The following is a 16,712-nucleotide window of genomic DNA, read 5'->3' as shown; positions in this document are numbered from 1 at the left end:
GGTACGGCTTGCGCTCGCTCACCCGGCTATCCCAGCACAGGGCAGCCCGCCGACGGGCGGTAACGCTACAAATCCATCCGATCACACTGCGACATCATGGACTTCGCCTCGCGTAACGCCCTCTCAGAGCCCGCAGCACGGCGTTCAGCGCCTGAAGGCTGTTCGGCCTTCCAGGCGCAGGGCCGGCAGTGCTCGAGCGTGCCCGCATGCTCCCCGGAGGGAGTCGCCGCTTGATACACCAACCCCGGCCCTATCCATTGCCACTTCAGCGGCCTGTCCGGGCTACCCGCGGCGATCTTCGACGCGCCACGGATCTCACCCTCAACCCCGTGGTAGCCGAGCTTCTGGGCGCTCCGGACGAGCGGGCGGCAGCGCAACGCCCCGGTGTACGCAGATCGCTGGTGCTCGGGCGCCCACGCGGGGCTGAGCTGGCAGGGCCTGGCGAACCGGCTGATCATGTGTGAGGGATTTGCGTACGCGCTGCGCAGGCAATTCGGTGCGGAAAGCATTCTCCCTGCGAACCGCCGTCCCTGGGAAAGGACTGAACCATGAAGATCGTCAAGAAACCCGCTCCGCCGACCGGGCTACGCCGCGCGCTGTGGCGCCTTCCCATCCAGCTTTTCCGCATGAAGCTCGGGCCGTTGGTGGGACGCCGGATCATGCTGCTGACCCACACCGGACGTGTGTCGGGCCGGCCACGTCAGGCCGTCGTCGAGATCGTCCAGAACGACAAGAGCAGCTACGTCGTAGCCTCCGGGTTCGGGCCACGCGCTGACTGGTACCGCAACGTCATGGCCACGCCAGAGGTCACCATCCAGATCGGCGGCCAGGTACGTCAGGCTGTCGCCACGCCGATCGAGGCCGACGAGGGTGCCGAGATCATGGCCAGGTATGCGCCGCGCCACCCGGTTGCGGCCCGCGAGCTGTGCAAACTCATGGGCTTTGCCGTCGACGGCAGTGTGGATGACTACCGTGAGGTTGGCAGACGTATCCCTTTCGTGCGATTCACGCCACGTACCACTCTCAGCTGAGGCTCGCGAGCTCTTATGCGCCGGCCAGTCGGCTTTCGGCATGGGGCCATCGGTCGGGTCGCCCGAGGAGAACACGGCTTCGCCGGTGGCCCTTGCCCTGGTGAGGGATCATGGTGGGGAGAGGGGCTGGTGCTTCTGCGCCCGTTGAGTCCGTACGGGTCTGTGAGAGAGGCGTCGTGCATGACTACTGCGCGGGTTGTAGATTCCCGGCCACTACACCCGGTGGGGTAGCGAGGAGAGTCTTCCGCCAGCCGACGACGCCGGGAACGTCATGGGTGAGCATCTCTACGACCGATCCCTCTCGGAAAGGACCGTGGTCGCATGCTGTTCATTGAGCTCTTGCTTCCCAAGGGCGTCTTCGACGAGCAGGAACGCCGAAACCTTGCCGGGCGGCTGACGGCGCAGCGGCTGCTGTCGGACGCGCACGGTGAGGCGGCCGCGGATCCCGGTGTGATCGAGCTGTTCGACTCGCTCACCCACGTGGTGGTGCGGGAAGAGGAGACCTGGGTCTCGGGCGGGAACCTGTGGGATCCATCCCAAGGCCCCTGCTACGTGGTGAATGTGATCGTCGGAATGTGGGGGAAGGAGATGAGCGAACACCTGATCGCGAAGATCACCGCGGAGCTGGCGGATGCGGAAGGCAATCCCGAGCCGCGCGCCCTGGTGAACGTGATCAGTGTTCCGGAGGGGAGCTACGGCATATGGGGACGCGCTCACCGGTCGCCGGACATGCTCCGGCTGATCGAAGAGGCCAAGACAGGTCAGGTGGCGGCGGCGCCGGAGGGCATGGTCGTTGATCCGGTCTGCGGAGCAGTCGTGCCGATCGAGGATGCCGTCCTCCTGGAACGCGACGGGCAGACGTACGGCTTCTGCTGCGCTCACTGCCGCGGGCACTTTGCCAAGCACGCGCACGACGCGAAGGCATCCTGACGGCGCCCATGGCTCATGCGAGGTAGCAGACCTTGTGGAACGGTCAGGAAGGCCAGCGTTGGGCCGACTACCACGGGCTCCACGAACCCGCCAAGTTGCGGCACAGGGCACACCACACGGATCGCCGCGCGCCTCGCTGACATGTCGTCGGTACCGCTCTGATTAAGCTGGTCCGGCTGGTGGAGAACCTGTTCGACATGAGCCGACTGCAAGCTGGCGTGCTTGGCGCCCTTCCAACGGCTCGGCTACCGCGACACCCACACCGGGGTCGGCCTCGGCCTGGCGCTGTCCCGCGGGCTGGCCGAAGCCATGGGCGGCACCCTCACGCCTGACGAAACACACGGAGGAGGCCTCACCATGATCCTCACGATGCCGATCGCCTCACTGGTGCACGCGATGCACGGCTCTCATGACCGAAACGGCGGCCCACATAGGACGAAGACGCAGTAGGTCATCCGTGAAGCTGAGCGCAAAGGTGTGGCTGCGGAGCAGCGACGTCGGTCAGGCATGCGACCGCGGTTCGACGGAAAGAGCACAACGCTCGAAGAGGGACACGCGCACGGGTCCGGGTTTGTTCTTGCCCCACGCCCAGATCACATCGCGCCGCTGGATGAGCAGATTCGTCGCCAACGCTTGGAGCTACCTGCCGACCGCCGCCACTAAACAGCGGCGATGGCACTGATTCTGCTGGTGGTCGGCACACTAGGGCCGACCGTTCGGAGCCGGCTTCCTGGCTGACGCACATGCCCTCCCTTGGATTCTTCCGGTGCGGCCCCTCTGACCACCGACTAAGTGCCGCATCAGGCAACGTTCGCCCTCTTGACTACCTCGCGGGGCGCCGAAGGCAAGACGAATGGACGGGCAGGGCGCTCAGGCCCCGGTGAGGGCGCGACCGTGGTCGGCTGCGTACGCGGCAAATACCTCCGCTGGTGTTCCATCCGTGTGGAGGAAACGCTGGTCAAGGATGGTGGCGAGGTCTTCCAACGCACCAGCGAGCAGGGCGGCCATCAGACGCGCATCTGCCCGTCGGGCTGTCTGCCCGCGCTGGGCGAGGTGAGCGGCATAGCCGATCGTGGCCGCCAGGGACGAGTGGTCCTCACCGTCATGGAAGTAGTAGGCCTCGGCGTACTGGGTGAAGTCGATACGGACACGTACCACCTCGGTGGCCAGGCTTTCCAGCAATGACGCACCTGCAGCGCAGTCGAGCTGCTGCACGGACGGGTCCGAGCGGTGCAGTAGCGCCAAACGGATCGCGAGCACCCGTCGGCGGGTCAGCGTCGGATAGATCTCCAGCACCCAGGAGACGGTGGCCGTCAGAAGGACGAAGCCGATGAGAGCTTCGAGGGGCGAGGCCACGCGGAGCCAGCCTTCGGCGGGCACGATGTCCCCGAGCCCGAGGGTGGCGACCATGACGAGCGACAGGTAGATGGAGTCGAGTAGTTCCGGCTCCTGCGACAGTCCAGAACCGGGTGCGAAGGCGAACGCCTCCGGCATGTGGGGCCAGTAGACGATGGCCCAGCCCAGGATGATGGTGGCGGCCCACACGCCGACCACCGTCACCATGGCGAGCGGACCGACGAGCCCTACCACACGCTTGCGCGCTCGGAGATGCCGGGCCAGTTTCCACAGCGCCGCCATGACGAGTCGGCTCAGGCCTCCGTGGCGGGTGGGGTGCCAGAGCGTGTGGAACAGGTCTCGTAGGGCGGCCATGATGAGCGCGGCTCCGAGCAGCGAGACCAACCACTCCATTCATCTCTCCCGCAGTGACTGTCCTGTGGAGCGGCGGGGCGAACCGTGCGGCCAAGGCCCGGGGTGATCTGCCGCCCGAGCCGGGCCGCGCTTGGAGCCTAGGCTGCAGGCACCGTTGGTGAACGCAGACTCGCCGTATCGAAGCTGCAGTCAGGCTGCAACGATGAGCGAACGAGCCTGCATCAGAGAACGTTTGCCCTGTGGTGACATGATGCGCTGTTCGGATGCCGGCCCGGACGGCGCGGTGTCGCGGGGTTATCCGGGTGGCAGAACGAGTGCGCGTCCGCGAGATCGATGACGACGAGGGGCAGCGCGGCCCGGACCAGGCTTGTCACCGATCCGGGTGAGCGAATCGTCGGCCCTTTCACGGTAACGGGTGGTGTTGCTGATCGAGAGGGTGGGAACGCCTGGCCGTCAGGAAGAGGGCTCGTTGCAGCGCAGCAGGAGCATGGCGGCATCGTCGTGCAATGGCCCGTCAACGTGCGCCATCAGGTCGAGGCGTAGCTTCTCCAGCGCCGCCTCCGGATCGTCGCCCTCTAGCAGGAACGAGCGCTCCAGGAGCGGATAGAAGGCATTCTCACGGTCGCGTGCCTCGATTACTCCGTCGGTGTAGAGCAGGATCTGGTCGCCGGGCCGGAAGGGTACCTGGTAAGGCCGCGGCCCCTCCACCTCCAGCCCGGGCAGGCCGAGCGGTGGGGCGTTGTCCTCCGGCTCGGCGAAGACCGCGTCCCGGTCGAAGGGCACGAGCAACGGTGGCGGGTGGCCGTAGTTGAGCAGCGTCAGCCTGCCGTCGGCAGGGGTTGGAGCTGTTCCTCGAGCGCGGCGTCGAGGGCACCAGCATGGAGCAGGTCGCCAAGCGGGCAGGGGTGGGCAAGCTCACGGTCTACCGCCGCTGGAGCACCAAGGAAGACTTGATCGCCCAGGCCATCGAGGAGGCGGTCGCCGCCGAGCTGACCCCCTCCCCCGCCCAAGTCGAGGCCCTGTCCCCGCAGGAGATCATCGAAGGTGCCCTCCCCGCAGCGGCGGAGATGGTCGCCCGCCCGGCCTTCCGCGCGCTGGTCGCCCACGTCATGGGCTCGGCAGTCAGCCATCCGAAGCTGATGGCCGTTTACTGGAAGCACTACATCCTGCCGCGCCGCGAGCTGGCCGCCGCGATGTTGCGGCGCGCGCAAAAGGACGGCACGGTGGCAGCGGACGCCGATCTGGACGTGTTGATCGACATGATGGCCGCGGCCGTGACCTACCGCGTGCTCCAGCCGGACCCGCCGGACGCGGCCGGGATTCTGTGCTATCTCAAGTCCGCCTACCGCCAGGTCGGGCTGTACCAACCGTCTCAAGAACCTTGACCGCGGCGGCCATGTCGGCGAACACTTTGGCCATCAGCGGCTTGGTGCGCTTGTTCACGGTGAGCGCGGTCTTCTTGCCACGTAACCCCCGGTAGTTGGTCTCCATCGCCTCGGGGGTCGCGGGGTCGTCCATGAGCTGTTCGGGCCGTCGTCCAGCGGGAAGAACGTCAACCCGTACGGCTCGGCCAGGGAGGCCGCGGCGCCCAGGGCCCTAGCTGGCCAGCGTGGCCCGGACCGTCTTGGAGTCGGTGCGGTCCGCGATTAACGCCTGAGAGCCGACGCGCCGCTTATGGCCGCGACCGACGTGGTGGGTGCGACCAAGAACGAACAGTTTCATGACGCTCCTGAGAAGACTGGAAGCCAGATCGCCAAGAGGCGGTTCGGGTCGGGGTAGACCTCGTGGTCGGACGGGCGGAGCGCGCGTACTTCCCGCCAAGCCTGGCGATCTCGGGCGGCAGTGGAGGCGCCCTCGCACATGCGCACCCCCTACGCGAGCTTGCGGTCCTGCCGTTGGCGGCGCTGGTTCACGAACGGAAGCGGGAGATCGCCGACACGCTGATGGAAACGCTGATCGCCAACCGTGCATCGAATCAAGGCTGGGCCGACAGCAAGGTGACCAAGCAGCTGATCAGCGAGTTCGAGCTGGGCGCGGGTGTTTCGTTACGGGGCCGGATAGGGCCACGTGCGCATTGTGGAGGCGGTTGGACCACAGCACTTCACACGGCTCTGTACCTGTTCATGCTGCCGTAAGCCCCTAACCGGTGCAGCGGGTGCTAACGGGCCACGCAGGGAACCATGAAGCAGGCAATATGAAGTTGTTGGATACCATATCGTCATATAGTATCCGGGTTATGCGTTCAGCCTACGATAGGCCGCCCGAGGACCTGACCGCCCGTGCGCGGATCCGGGACGCGGCCTTGGTGGAGTTCGCCGAGCGCGGCTTCAAGGGGGCGACGATGAAGGCCGTCGCCGATGCCGCCGGGGTCTCGGTCGGCCTGGTGCAGCACCATTTCGGCTCAAAGGAGGGCCTGCGGGAGGCCTGCGACGCGCATGTCCGCGCCACCATGCTGGGTGCTGCGGGCCACGTCCAGGATGGGGCCGAGATCACCCCCGAGTTCATCCGGGGAATGTACGAGGCGAACGAGCTCAGCGTCCGCTATCTCGCGCGGGCGCTGGTCGAGGGCTCGCCCGTGGCGGCGGCGATGTTCGACGAAGGCGCCGAGGCCGCCGAGCGGTTCTTCACGGAGAACTGGCCGGATGAGTTCCCCCCGGACGAGGCGAAGGTGCGCGAACGCGCCGCCGTGATGGCGGCGATGCACCTCAGCACGATCGTGCTCCACCAGCATCTGTCCCGGCGGTTCGGCATCGACGCGCTGCACAGGACGAATCTCGCCCGGCTCGGCATGGCCATGTTCGATGTCTACGCGCACATGGGGCAGTGGATCGCCTCGGAGCCGGGAAGCCAGGTCCGCCAGGCCGTCACCGATCACCACACGAAGGAGCACCCCCTTGACTGATGTGATCCGGATCCACGGACTGATCAAGAACTTCGGCCAGGTCCTCGCGCTGGACGGCCTGGACATGACCGTGCGGGAAGGAGAGGTGCACGGTTTCCTCGGCCCCAACGGCGCCGGCAAGACCACGACCCTGCGCATCCTCCTCGGCATGCTCCGCAAGGACAGCGGAGAGGTCCGGCTGCTGGGCGGCGATCCCTGGACCGAGGCCGTCGAACTGCACCAGCGGCTCGCGTACGTCCCCGGCGACGTCACCCTCTGGCCGAGCCTGTCCGGCGGCGAGGTGATCGATCTGCTCGGCCGGCTACGCGGTCGCACCGATGCCAAGCGGCGCGACGAGCTGATCGAGCGCTTCGCTCTGGATCCGCGCAGGAAGTCCCGCACCTATTCCAAGGGCAACCGGCAGAAGATCGCGCTGGTCGCCGCGCTCGCCTCCGAGGTGGAGTTGCTGCTGCTGGACGAGCCGACCTCGGGTCTCGACCCGCTGATGGAGGCGGTCTTCCGCGAGGTCATCGCCGAGGAACGACGCGCGGGCCGTACGGTCCTGCTCTCCAGCCACATCCTCTCCGAGGTCGAGTCGCTCTGCGACCGGGTGAGCATCATCCGGGACGGGCGGATCGTGGAGGCCGGAACACTCGCGCAACTGCGCCATCTCACGCGCACCTCGGTCACGGCCGCACTCGCCAGGGTTCCGGAAAATGGCCTGCCCCATGTCCACGACCTCAGCGTCGACGGTGATCGCGTGCGTTTCCAGGCCGACACCGACCACATCGGCGATGTGTTGGCCCGGCTGGTGCAGTACGGCGTGTACGACATCACCGCCCAGCCCCCCACCCTCGAGGAGCTGTTCATGAGGCACTACCGATGAATACGGCAGCGCTGATCCGGCTGATCCTGCGCCGCGACCGCATCTGGCAGCCGCTGTGGGTCCTCTCGGTCACCCTCTTCGTCGCGACCGTGGTGGCCACCATCCGGCAGTTGCTCCCGACTCCGGAAGCGCGCCTGCACTACGCAGGCGAGATCGTGAAGAACCCCGTGATCCTGCTGCTGCAGGGACCGGCGTACGGCGACAGCCTGGGCGCGGCCGCCGCTCAGCAGCGAGGCGCCGCCACCACGCTCTTCGCCGCACTGGCCAGCATCATCCTCCTGGTCAAGCACACCCGCTCCGACGAGGAGCAGGGCAGGCGGGAGCTTGTCGGCTCAGCCGCCGTAGGACGGCATGGCCCGCTGACCGCCGCCCTCACCGTCGTGCTGACCGCCAATGCCGTCCTGGCCGTGCTGATCACCGTGGTCGGCGTCAGCGCCGAGCTCCCCCTGGCCGGGTCCCTCGCCTGGGGGGTGATGGCCGCATCCGGTGGCTGGGTCGGCGCCGCGCTGGCCGCGGTGGCCGTACAGGCGACCCAGAGCGCCCGCACGGCCGGAGCCGTGGCCTTCACCGTGTTCTTCGCGGCCTACCTGGTCCGAGGCGTCAGCGACCTGGGTGGCCCGGGCATGGAATGGCTGGGCTGGCTCGTGCCGAACGGCTGGATCCTGCGCGCCCGAGCCTTCGGCGGCGAGCAATGGTGGGTGTTCCTGCTGGTGGCGGCGTTCGTTGCGGCCTTGATCGGGATGTCTTACGCACTGTCGGCCCGCCGGGACATCGGCGCCGGCTTCGTACCGCCGCGGCTCGGCCCCGCCCATGCGCCGAACGGCCTGAGCGGACCACTCGGGCTGGCGTGGCGGATGCACCGGGGCATGGCCCTGGCGTGGATCGCGGGTGCAGCCTTCATCGGCGCGGGGATCGGGCTGGGCGGGCAGACCGCCGTCAAAACGTTCGGTCAGAGCGGAGCACTGGACTTCTGGGCCGCGCGGACGGGAGCCGATGATCCCGCGCAGATATTCTTCGAACTCGTCGTGTACGAGCTGGCGGTGTATTCCGTCTCCCTGTACGCGATCATGACGGTGCTCCGCCTACGCGGCGAGGAGGCCACCGAACTCTTCCTGTCCGGCCCGGTGAGCCGGGCGCGCTGGGCGGTCAGCCATCTCCTGTTCGCGGTGACGGTACCCGTCGTCGTGCTGGTGATCGCCGGCCTCGCGTTGGGCCTCGGCAACGGGGACTTCGCCGGTGGCTTGGCCCTCACCACGGTCATCCTGCCCGGCATCTGGGTGATGGCCGGGATCGCTGTGGCGGCATTCGGGCTGTTCCGGCGGGCCGGAGCGGCCGTGGGGTGGACCGCCTTAGCGCTGGCCATCGCCTTGGAAGTCGGCTGGGAGGTCGGCCTGGTGAGCGACTCACTCTTCATGATCTCTCCGTTCGCCCACGTCCATTACTCCACGCTGGCCGATCCGGGACCGGGCACGCTGCTGGGGCTCACCCTTGTGGCGGCCGGCTTTGTGACGGTGGGCCTGTACGGGCTCCGCCGCCGCGATCTGGCCCTGTGACCCTAGCCGGTCGGGCGAAAGAGGCGATCTACAGTCGTGCTCGCGAGCCTGCCGCATCTCCTCACTCACGAGTTTCTCGAAAGTGAACCTTCCAGCCATACGTTTGGACCTACCAAATCTGCCCTCCATTAATCACGCAGGCAATGTTGATCCAGAGGACTTCCCATCGGCGTCTCTGGTCGGCCCGCAGACGGTCCGGCGGGAGAACGCCGGCCTGCTCACTCAGATGATCATCGACCTGGAAGCCCGGCTCACCGAACCAACAGTAGGTTGACCCGGCCGTGTGATGGCACGGCGTTCAGCCACGCATGGCCCGTCGTAACCGCGACGCGCAGGTTGCGGGGCGCCGCCTCGTTGCTGGGATTGGGGATCACAAGGTTGTCGGCGTGGAATCGCGGCACGACGTGCATGTGAAGGTGGGACAGCACTTGGTCTGGTGTGTTGTTGCTGTTGAAGATCGTCGTGCCGATCGCACCGAACACGGCGGGTGCGACTGCAGTGATGCGCGACACCACCTGGAACAGCTCCAAAAGTAGTGCGCGGAAGTTGCGCGCACGACCTCAATTCTCGGCGCGTTTCACCACGTGATCGGTGCCGGTGGTCCGCGACACGTGCGCGATGGCGTCGAACGCCTCGAACACCGGCATGTCCAGGAAATAGTCGGCCATGCGCGAGTGCTGGAAGGACGCCGCGTCGTTGATGTGCGGAGGGGCCGCGCGCAGATCGGCGAGCATCCACAGCCGGTCGGTGGGAAACGCCGCCTCGATGCTGCCCCCGGCGGGCGGCGGGAGCGGCGCGTCGTACCAGGTGCCCTGGGGCCGCTCCGGGGTCGGTTCCCCCAACGTGGTGGTGCGGCCCAGGCTGGAGGTGACGCCGATGGCCCGGTAGTCGTCTCCCAGAGCGGCGGCGAGGTGGGCGCCGGTCGGCAGGAGCGGGTGCCCCTGGCTGTCGGCCGCCGGTGTGCGCTGGATGTGCCAGTTGTGCGCCGCCAGTATCACGCGCGTGCCGTCCTCCACCAGGCGTAGCACGGACTCGGCCATGTAGACGTCACGAAACGTCGAGGCGGATTCGAAGCCCTCCTGGGCGTTGGCACGATGGAGCTGGTCGAGGTACCAGGCGCCGCGCAGGTGCCACATGGCCGTGTCGTGCTCGGCTCCGTGGCCACGGGCGCGTTGGACGAGAGCCAGGCGCTGCAGGTGCCCCATCAGCCGGCTCAGCGCGCTGGTGAGCAGGTCCTGCTCACCAGGGTCGAGACTCTGGTAGCGGCCGAGCGCCGTGAAGGTCACCGGGTCGTCGAAGCGCCGCGCCACGCTGAGCGCCTGTTCCAGCAGCGGAAGCACCTCCGGGGTGACCCGGCGCACGTAGTCGGCCACCTCCTCCAGCGCGGGCAGCGGCGATGCCGCGGCCCCGGGCAGGTCAGTGCCCAGGCACCGCAGCGGCGGCTCTGCTGTGGTGCGGTTCCGCTCTCTCATCCAGGTCAGCGCCTCGTGCATTTCCTGGCATTGGCCGAGTGACAGGGCGATACCGTCCGCTGCGACCTGCTCCACGGTGCCGGGGCCGCCGCGGACCCAGCCGTCCAGGACCTGGCCCTGGGTGAACGGGGCCTCCAAGGCGTACACCTCGAAACCGCACCGTTCGACCAGGAACCGCAGTATGCGGTGGCGTACCTGGTAGAACTCCCGGATGTGGTGGGAGCTCTCGCCCAGCGCCACCACCCGCGCCCCGCCGACGATGTCGCGCAGCGGTTCGAGGTCGTCCACGGGGGGCTGGAAGTCCAGGGTTTCCAGGGCCAGGGCATGATCGCCGACCCAGTCGGCGAAACTCGTCCGGCGGCTCGTTTTCACGTTCATGCCCGACAGCGTTTCGTGGTGGGCCTGCCCTGGTCGTCCTGCCTGAGGAGGGACTTGAGGGTACGACTGGAGGAGCAACGGCGTTCCTGATTACGACATTGGAAGTATCCAGGTGGCCTATATCCCTTGCCAGAACGCGAATCCGACGGAGTCAAGATCAACGGTTCGGGAACAGGCACTAACCGGCCAGTGTCGGCCGATCGCGGCTAAGGTGTGCGTGTCATGGTGTTGAAGGTCGTGGTCGCCGAGGACAGTTACCTCATCCGGGAAGGACTGCGGTCGTTGCTGTCTGGCCAGAATGAGATCGACCTGGTGGCCGCGGTGTCGAGCTTGCCCGAGCTGCTGGCGGCAGTGCAGCAATATGCGCCCGATGTCGTGGTGAGCGATGTGCGGATGCCTCCGGGCGACTCCGATGAGGGGGTCCGGGCTGCTGAGTCGTTCGCGCGCACTCACCCTGACCTCGGCGTCGTGGTGTTGTCGCAGTATGTGGAGCCGGAGTGGGCGTTGCGGCTGTTCGAGCCGTCGGCGTCCCGGCGGGCGTACCTGCTCAAGGAGCGGGTGGGCGATGTCGAGCAGTTGGGCGCCGCGATCCGGGCGGTGGCCGGCGGTGGTTCGGTGCTGGATCCGCTGGTGGTGCAGGCACTGGTCGGGGCGCGGACCAAGCAGGCGCGATCGCCGCTGTCCCGGCTGACCCCGCGGGAGACGCAGGTGCTGGGGTTGATGGCGACCGGGTTGTCCAATGCGGCGATCGCCGGTCGGCTGGTCCTCACGGAGCGCGCGGTGGAGAAGCACATCACGTCGGTGCTCAACAAACTCGATCTGCATCCAGAGGACGGCCAGATCCACCGGCGGGTGCGGGCGGTCCTCGCTTATCTGTCCGCCGTGGATGGTTGAAGGGCGACACGTCCGCAGACCCGGGTGCCCGCTGCGGGAGCCGACTGGATTTCGGTTCGGCCGCCGATGGCGGCGATGCGGTCGCTGATGTTGACCAGGCCGGTTCCGGCGGCGGTCGTGCTCGGCGTGAAGCCGATGCCGTCGTCGTGGACGGCGAACGCCAGGGCTTGCCCGTCGTCGAGCAGCTCGACGGTGATGTCGCTCGCCCGGCTATGCCGGATGGCGTTCTGGAGCGCCTCCAGGCAAGCGAAGTACACCGCTGATTCGACCGTACGCGGATAGCGGCCGACGCCGGTGGCGGTGACCGTCACCGGCAGTGGCAGCTCCCGCACATGGGCGCGTAGCGCATCGGCGATCCCGGCCTGTTCCAGGATCGGCGGAAAGATGCCCTGGGCCAGGTTGCGCAGCGAGCGGATCGCGGCATCGACCTCCTGTCCGATCTCGTCGAGCGCGCCGAGCAGTGGCGGGCTGGTCTGCGCTGCGGCGGCGCCCACCTTCATGCGCAGCGCGATCAGCCGGACCTGGGCACCGTCGTGAATGTCGCGTTCCAGCGTCCGGCGTGCGCGGTCGTGAGCTTCGACGAGCCGTTGCCGTGATGCGCGCAGCTCGGCCAGCTGGGCCTGCAACTGGGCCGCGAGCTGGTCGTTGCGCAACACGACGCCCACGGCGTGGGCGACATCCGCCAGCAGTTGGGGGGCATCAGCCACCAGATCGGACGGGGCGGTCGCGTGCAGGCAGAGCTCGCCGAAACGCTCCCCGCGGTGCTCGACGTCGGCGCGCAGCGTCGGCTGCTCGCCGCCGGGATCGGCAGCGGTCCGGAATTCGGCTCGGGTGGCGCCCGTGCTGCGTACCAGCAGCCGGGTCACCTCCTCGAGCACCTCTCCGGCCGAGGCGGCGCTGGCGTGGGCGGCCAGCCGGGACAGCACCTCGGTACGGTCGGCGTAGCGGCCGTAAAGCAGACGGTCGACCGTTCTGCGCGTGCGCCGGCGAACGGGTTCGACGAGCAGGGCCACCGCCGCAACGGCCACAAGCGGCAGTAGCGTGCTTCCGGTACCCGCGCCGAGCAATCGGCCGATCCCGACGACAATCGCCAGGTAGACCGCGGCGATCAGTACGGTGAGGGTAGTGGCGACCGCTGCCCGGCCGAGCAGCGGTTCCAGATCGTGCAGCCGGTAGCGGGCGATCGCCAGGCCGTAGGCGACCAGCAACCCGTTGAAGGAGATCAGCACCGCCGGTACCCAGATCGCCTGCCATGGATAGCTCGAGACCCCGACGATCGCGAAGACTATCGCAGCCACGCCGACCACACGGAACGGCTGCCGGGTCTCGGTGCCGGCGCGCCGCCACCGCATGACGAGTGCCGCGACGCAGGCCACTGTGGCCCCGGCTACGAGCAGCCCGCCCCCGGCGACAAACAGCCCCACCACGGCCGGCACGTCCGCCATGCCCCAGGACGCCGTAGGCCACGCGTCGACGACGAAACCCACGAGCAGCAGGACTGCCCCGGCCAACGCGGCAGCCGGGACCGGCCACCAGCGACGGCTGGGCAACCGGCCATCGGGAAACACCACGAGCAGCAGGATGGCAAGTACCGGGGCGGGCACCCACAGCCAGTTCATGATCCATAGCGGCACCGCTGCCGCCAGCGGCAGCGCGGACGGAGGCAGTACGGCCGCCTGCTCCAGCGGCGGGTCGAACCCGGCGGCCACCAGCGGGACGTCTGCGGCTATCGCGACCGCGACATGCAGCACGTGGACGATACCGATGGCCAGCAGTATTCGGCCCGCGTTGTGGCCCGGGCGGCGGCGCAGCACGAGCCGGCCCATCCACAGGAGCACGATCGCCGACGGTCCGTTGTGGAACAGAAACAGATCGTAATACTCGTCGAGTGGGCGTCCCCGAGCCAGCATCACACCGAACGCCGCCAGCACGACGAGCGTGCCCACAGCAGCGACCCAGGTCAGCCAACGCCCTCTCACGAGCACCAGTATCGGTGCGGCCACGGCGCGGCAACAGCGAACCAGCCGAACCACACCAAGTACGGCTGGCCACACCTCCACTTGGCCAGCCTGCTCCCTGCAACCAGGACAGCAAAACGGTGACGCTGAAAGACATGAACACAACAGCCCTCAGCCCGACAGCGGCCCGCCTCCACGGATGGGCCACCATCATCGCTCCCGTTCTGCTGCTGGCCAGCACCCTGGCGTTCATCTCAGAGGACGGCATCAACGACGGGGTCATCGGCGGCGCCACCGGCGTCTGGTCGACTTTCGCCTTCGTCGTCGCGTTCGCCGGCGTCTATCGAACGCTCGAGCCGCGCCTGCCCCGCATCGGCCCGATCTTCATGGCCCTGACGCTGATCGGCTTCACCGCCGGCACCGCCTTCAACGTCCAGGCCATGTACTACGGCGCGTATGGCACCGACCTGCTAGCCGACATCAGCGAAGGCCGGCTACCTGAAGCGCCGACGGTGGGAATCTTCGCCTTCCTGCCCTGGGGCCTGCTCGCCCCGGCCACACTGGTAGCCACAGGCATCCTGCTGTGGGTTACGCGCTCGGTGCCGATGTGGTCCGCCGCACTGCTCATCCTCGGTGGAGTGCTGTTCGTGGCCTCGCGGCCGGAACGCATCAACACCCTGGCGATCATCGCCGACGTGGTCCTGATTCTGGCCATGGCACCCATTGGCTGGACGCTCATGCGCCGCAAGCAGGTCGTGTCGGACGTGATGGCAACGGCGTGAATCTGCAGCATCGGGTGGCCGACCCGCGCACGACTCGGCATCACGGACGCCACCGGCCAAGACGCTGACCAGTTCGAAGCCATCGACTCGATAGTGTCGATCGCCCAGAGCAGAACCGCGACATCACCCGCTGGCGCGACGGGAACTGGCGCTGCGCTGACCGCCGTGGTTAAAACTCAACGCCCAGAGCTCGTTTCCCCGCATCAAGGGGCACCAAGAGCAGATACCCCAATTCAGGACCGCGCTGCGCCGACACTCGTACCCGAACACCGCCTCCGAAACTGTCGGCGCAGCGCTTAGCATCCTATGGATCGCCACTGAAGTTCCTCGAACCCCGTGAAACCTCCCGCCGACCAAGGAAAGGAATGACGACATATGTATGCGCTCATCGCGATCCTCCGGTCAAAGCAGCCAGCTGCGAACGACCCAGCCATGACATACCTGCGTGAACACATTGTGCCGAACGTCAGTGCCGAACCAGGATTCGTGGCCGGGTACTGGACCCACGATGGCCAACGCAACTACAACACGCTGGTATTCGACAACAAAGAGGCAGCCGAGCGCCGCGCCGACGATGTCCGCGGCAACGCCGCCGGCCAGGCATCCTTCGGGATAATCATGGAAACTGTTGTCGTCGCCGAGGTTCTCGCGCACGCCGAAGCAGCAGGCAAGTAACCGCGCCGGATCTTCATTGGAGAGACATTCCTTCCGGAAGTCGACGTGACCGAAAGGGGGATGTCCGAAGTCATGCGCCAGCCCCGCCGCTCCAACGACGCCATACCCAATCCTTCCAGGCTTGCATGTAAATCCGTATGGTGATGGCCATGGCGCCTCCAGGCCCGGCTGCGGTGGAGATCCGATTGTCGGAGAAGTGAACGGGCTCGGCTGATCGGCATGTCGGCGGAGTCGTCGACGATGGCGGTCCAGGCGAAGATCGTGCTGGCGTGTGCGGGGCAGGGAATCAGCCCCACGGGCGTCAGGCCGACATTGCAAGCCTCGCTGATCAGCTTCTCCGCCACCTCGAGCGCGGCGCGTACCTGCTTCTTGCTCGCAACGGCCCGCGCTCGGCCACCGCCGCCACATCCAGCCCCGTGCCCTCCTCGGCGACCAAGTCCAGTTGGTCGACCAGCACCCGACCCGCCTTGGCCATCAGCTTGGAGACCCGCTCCAGCCGGGGCAGCATCTGCAGGCGTCGTCAGCGGACTTGCGGCAGGCCGGGCTGATCAGCAGCGTGACCATCAGTAGATCGAACAGATCCAACACGGTGCCTGTCGCCTCGGCCGCCAGACTGCGGTGACCGCCAGCAGCGTCGCGGTCCGCCGCGGCTCAGTCAGCTCGTCAGGGCCAGCGCCTTGCTACCCGACCGCTGGCCCATCCTGCCTTCTCCCAGGAGTGGCTTTGACCGTCAGTTGGACGGAGTGGGGAAGCTTTCGGGGGTGGTCAGGCCGGTGCTCTCCAGGAGGCGCTGGTGGTTGAGCACTGCGGCGTTGGCCTGCTCGGAGAAACGCCGGACCAGGGTGTTCTGTGTGCTGCCTCGGACGGTGCCGATCAAGGCGAAGACTTTGCCGTGGGCCAGGCGCAGCCATTTGACGTACGTGGCGTCGTAGGCGGATCCGGATCTGCCGGAGATGTCGCTCATCCAGTCCTGCTGCTCGTCGGTGGGCGTGACCGGCAGCTTGACCTTCAACTTGGCGGCCACGTCGCGGACCTGCTTGTCGAGCGTGTGGTGTTGTTGCGCGATCTCCTTGCTGATTTCACGGACCTTGGGGTTGCTGGCCCGCTGCACCGCATCCTGAGCCATAGGCATCTCCCAGAGGCTGGCAAGCCGGACACCGGTGATGAGCTTGCGATCGGTCTCCGTCAGAGGCCCCCACTCGGTCTGCCAGGTGCCGGTCTCTGGCTCGAGGCCGGGTTCCGCCTCCGGTAAGGGTGAGGCGGTCTTATCCACGTCGACGATGGCTGGCACGGTGCTGATGTCGGACGCGCCGGAGCTGGGCGCCGGAGAGTAAGGCACGCAGGCGATGAGTGATGAGAGTGCGGCGATGCCGCAGACGATGAAAACGCGACGGCGCTGGCGGAATCGCATATGCCGTCATCCCCTTTCGGGCCTTGGACCGCCCCGGGGATCTTGGAGGCTACGATTCCTGCGAACTTGCGAATGACGTAGTAGATCCCTGCGCCTTATAGAAGGCGTCCTCGTACTCCCTCGGCGGAATATTACCACAGAATGAGTGAAG

Annotated in this window: 18 protein-coding genes and 1 pseudogene; 11 read left to right on the top strand and 8 right to left on the bottom strand. The window is 67.3% G+C overall.

Features of this window, described 5'->3' with window-relative positions; translation table 11 throughout:
* The first annotated feature begins 548 nt into the window (after positions 1–548).
* The 3 genes and pseudogenes from ACTWQA_RS56320 to ACTWQA_RS56310 all read left to right on the top strand — a co-directional run.
* Complete coding sequence (locus ACTWQA_RS56320; RefSeq protein WP_443167008.1) at positions 549–1,031, top strand: nitroreductase family deazaflavin-dependent oxidoreductase; 483 nt, start codon at positions 549–551, stop codon at positions 1,029–1,031.
* A 321-nt stretch (positions 1,032–1,352) separates the two neighbouring features.
* Positions 1,353–1,961 carry a YHS domain-containing protein gene (locus ACTWQA_RS56315; protein ID WP_443167007.1) on the top strand — a complete coding sequence of 203 codons (609 nt, stop codon included), beginning with the start codon at positions 1,353–1,355 and terminating at the stop codon, positions 1,959–1,961.
* Positions 1,962–2,189: 228 nt separating this feature from the next.
* Positions 2,190–2,411: pseudogene (locus ACTWQA_RS56310) on the top strand (ATP-binding protein); the annotation flags it as partial.
* A 420-nt stretch (positions 2,412–2,831) separates the two neighbouring features.
* Here ACTWQA_RS56310 and ACTWQA_RS56305 read toward each other — a convergent pair.
* A complete protein-coding gene (locus tag ACTWQA_RS56305; RefSeq protein WP_443167006.1) occupies positions 2,832–3,710 on the bottom strand; it encodes a potassium channel family protein in 879 nt (292 codons plus the stop codon).
* A gap of 414 nt (positions 3,711–4,124) precedes the next feature.
* Positions 4,125–4,454, bottom strand: coding sequence for a PP2C family protein-serine/threonine phosphatase (locus tag ACTWQA_RS56300; RefSeq protein WP_443167009.1), 330 nt, complete (start codon positions 4,452–4,454; stop codon positions 4,125–4,127).
* A 56-nt stretch (positions 4,455–4,510) separates the two neighbouring features.
* On the opposite strand from ACTWQA_RS56300, the gene ACTWQA_RS56295 reads away from it, so the two are divergent.
* Entirely contained in the window at positions 4,511–5,056 is a 546-nt protein-coding gene (locus tag ACTWQA_RS56295) for a TetR/AcrR family transcriptional regulator (protein ID WP_443167005.1), read from the top strand.
* A 211-nt stretch (positions 5,057–5,267) separates the two neighbouring features.
* On the opposite strand, the gene ACTWQA_RS56290 is transcribed toward ACTWQA_RS56295, so the two are convergent.
* Positions 5,268–5,393, bottom strand: coding sequence for a hypothetical protein (locus ACTWQA_RS56290; RefSeq protein ID WP_443167004.1), 126 nt, complete (start codon positions 5,391–5,393; stop codon positions 5,268–5,270).
* A gap of 62 nt (positions 5,394–5,455) precedes the next feature.
* On the opposite strand from ACTWQA_RS56290, the gene ACTWQA_RS56285 reads away from it, so the two are divergent.
* The 4 genes from ACTWQA_RS56285 to ACTWQA_RS56270 all read left to right on the top strand — a co-directional run bounded on the left by ACTWQA_RS56285 (position 5,456) and on the right by ACTWQA_RS56270 (position 8,991).
* Complete coding sequence (locus tag ACTWQA_RS56285; protein WP_443167003.1) at positions 5,456–5,806, top strand: hypothetical protein; 351 nt, start codon at positions 5,456–5,458, stop codon at positions 5,804–5,806.
* Between the two features lie 101 nt (positions 5,807–5,907).
* The gene (locus ACTWQA_RS56280) at positions 5,908–6,573 is read left to right on the top strand and encodes a TetR/AcrR family transcriptional regulator (RefSeq protein ID WP_443167002.1); all 666 of its coding nucleotides are present in this window, start codon (positions 5,908–5,910) and stop codon (positions 6,571–6,573) included.
* Positions 6,566–7,438 (top strand): ATP-binding cassette domain-containing protein, encoded by an 873-nt coding sequence (locus ACTWQA_RS56275; protein WP_443167001.1) that lies wholly within the window; start codon positions 6,566–6,568, stop codon positions 7,436–7,438. The genes ACTWQA_RS56280 and ACTWQA_RS56275 overlap by 8 nt, the downstream gene beginning before the upstream one ends.
* Positions 7,435–8,991, top strand: a complete 1,557-nt coding sequence (locus ACTWQA_RS56270) for an ABC transporter permease (RefSeq protein WP_443167000.1) — start codon at positions 7,435–7,437, stop codon at positions 8,989–8,991. Before ACTWQA_RS56275 ends, ACTWQA_RS56270 begins: the two co-directional genes overlap by 4 nt.
* A 251-nt stretch (positions 8,992–9,242) precedes the next feature.
* On the opposite strand, the gene ACTWQA_RS56265 is transcribed toward ACTWQA_RS56270, so the two are convergent.
* Both ACTWQA_RS56265 and ACTWQA_RS56260 read right to left on the bottom strand, forming a co-directional pair.
* On the bottom strand, positions 9,243–9,521 hold the full coding sequence (locus ACTWQA_RS56265; RefSeq protein ID WP_443166999.1) for an HIT family protein: 279 nt from the start codon (positions 9,519–9,521) through the stop codon (positions 9,243–9,245).
* 30 nt (positions 9,522–9,551) lie between these two features.
* Positions 9,552–10,841, bottom strand: a complete 1,290-nt coding sequence (locus tag ACTWQA_RS56260) for an erythromycin esterase family protein (protein ID WP_443166998.1) — start codon at positions 10,839–10,841, stop codon at positions 9,552–9,554.
* A 222-nt stretch (positions 10,842–11,063) separates the two neighbouring features.
* Between ACTWQA_RS56260 and ACTWQA_RS56255 the strand changes: the two genes are divergently transcribed.
* A complete protein-coding gene (locus tag ACTWQA_RS56255; protein WP_443166997.1) occupies positions 11,064–11,735 on the top strand; it encodes a response regulator in 672 nt (223 codons plus the stop codon).
* On the opposite strand, the gene ACTWQA_RS56250 is transcribed toward ACTWQA_RS56255, so the two are convergent.
* Positions 11,711–13,666 (bottom strand): sensor histidine kinase, encoded by a 1,956-nt coding sequence (locus ACTWQA_RS56250; RefSeq protein WP_443166996.1) that lies wholly within the window; start codon positions 13,664–13,666, stop codon positions 11,711–11,713. The genes ACTWQA_RS56255 and ACTWQA_RS56250 overlap by 25 nt on opposite strands.
* A 167-nt stretch (positions 13,667–13,833) precedes the next feature.
* On the opposite strand from ACTWQA_RS56250, the gene ACTWQA_RS56245 reads away from it, so the two are divergent.
* Both ACTWQA_RS56245 and ACTWQA_RS56240 read left to right on the top strand, forming a co-directional pair.
* Positions 13,834–14,475, top strand: a complete 642-nt coding sequence (locus ACTWQA_RS56245; protein WP_443166995.1) for a hypothetical protein — start codon at positions 13,834–13,836, stop codon at positions 14,473–14,475.
* A gap of 375 nt (positions 14,476–14,850) precedes the next feature.
* On the top strand, positions 14,851–15,150 hold the full coding sequence (locus ACTWQA_RS56240) for a hypothetical protein (protein ID WP_443166994.1): 300 nt from the start codon (positions 14,851–14,853) through the stop codon (positions 15,148–15,150).
* A 328-nt stretch (positions 15,151–15,478) separates the two neighbouring features.
* On the opposite strand, the gene ACTWQA_RS56235 is transcribed toward ACTWQA_RS56240, so the two are convergent.
* Both ACTWQA_RS56235 and ACTWQA_RS56230 read right to left on the bottom strand, forming a co-directional pair.
* The gene (locus ACTWQA_RS56235; RefSeq protein WP_443166993.1) at positions 15,479–15,658 is read right to left on the bottom strand and encodes a hypothetical protein; all 180 of its coding nucleotides are present in this window, start codon (positions 15,656–15,658) and stop codon (positions 15,479–15,481) included.
* A gap of 222 nt (positions 15,659–15,880) precedes the next feature.
* Positions 15,881–16,561, bottom strand: coding sequence for a DUF4142 domain-containing protein (locus ACTWQA_RS56230; protein ID WP_443166992.1), 681 nt, complete (start codon positions 16,559–16,561; stop codon positions 15,881–15,883).
* Positions 16,562–16,712: the final 151 nt, after the last annotated feature.

The organism is Nonomuraea sp. 10N515B (assembly GCF_052245915.1).
Taxonomy (GTDB): Bacteria; Actinomycetota; Actinomycetes; order Streptosporangiales; family Streptosporangiaceae; genus Nonomuraea.
The sequence above is the reverse complement of the archived record's forward strand: the minus strand, read 5'-3'. Positions and strand labels throughout refer to the sequence as shown.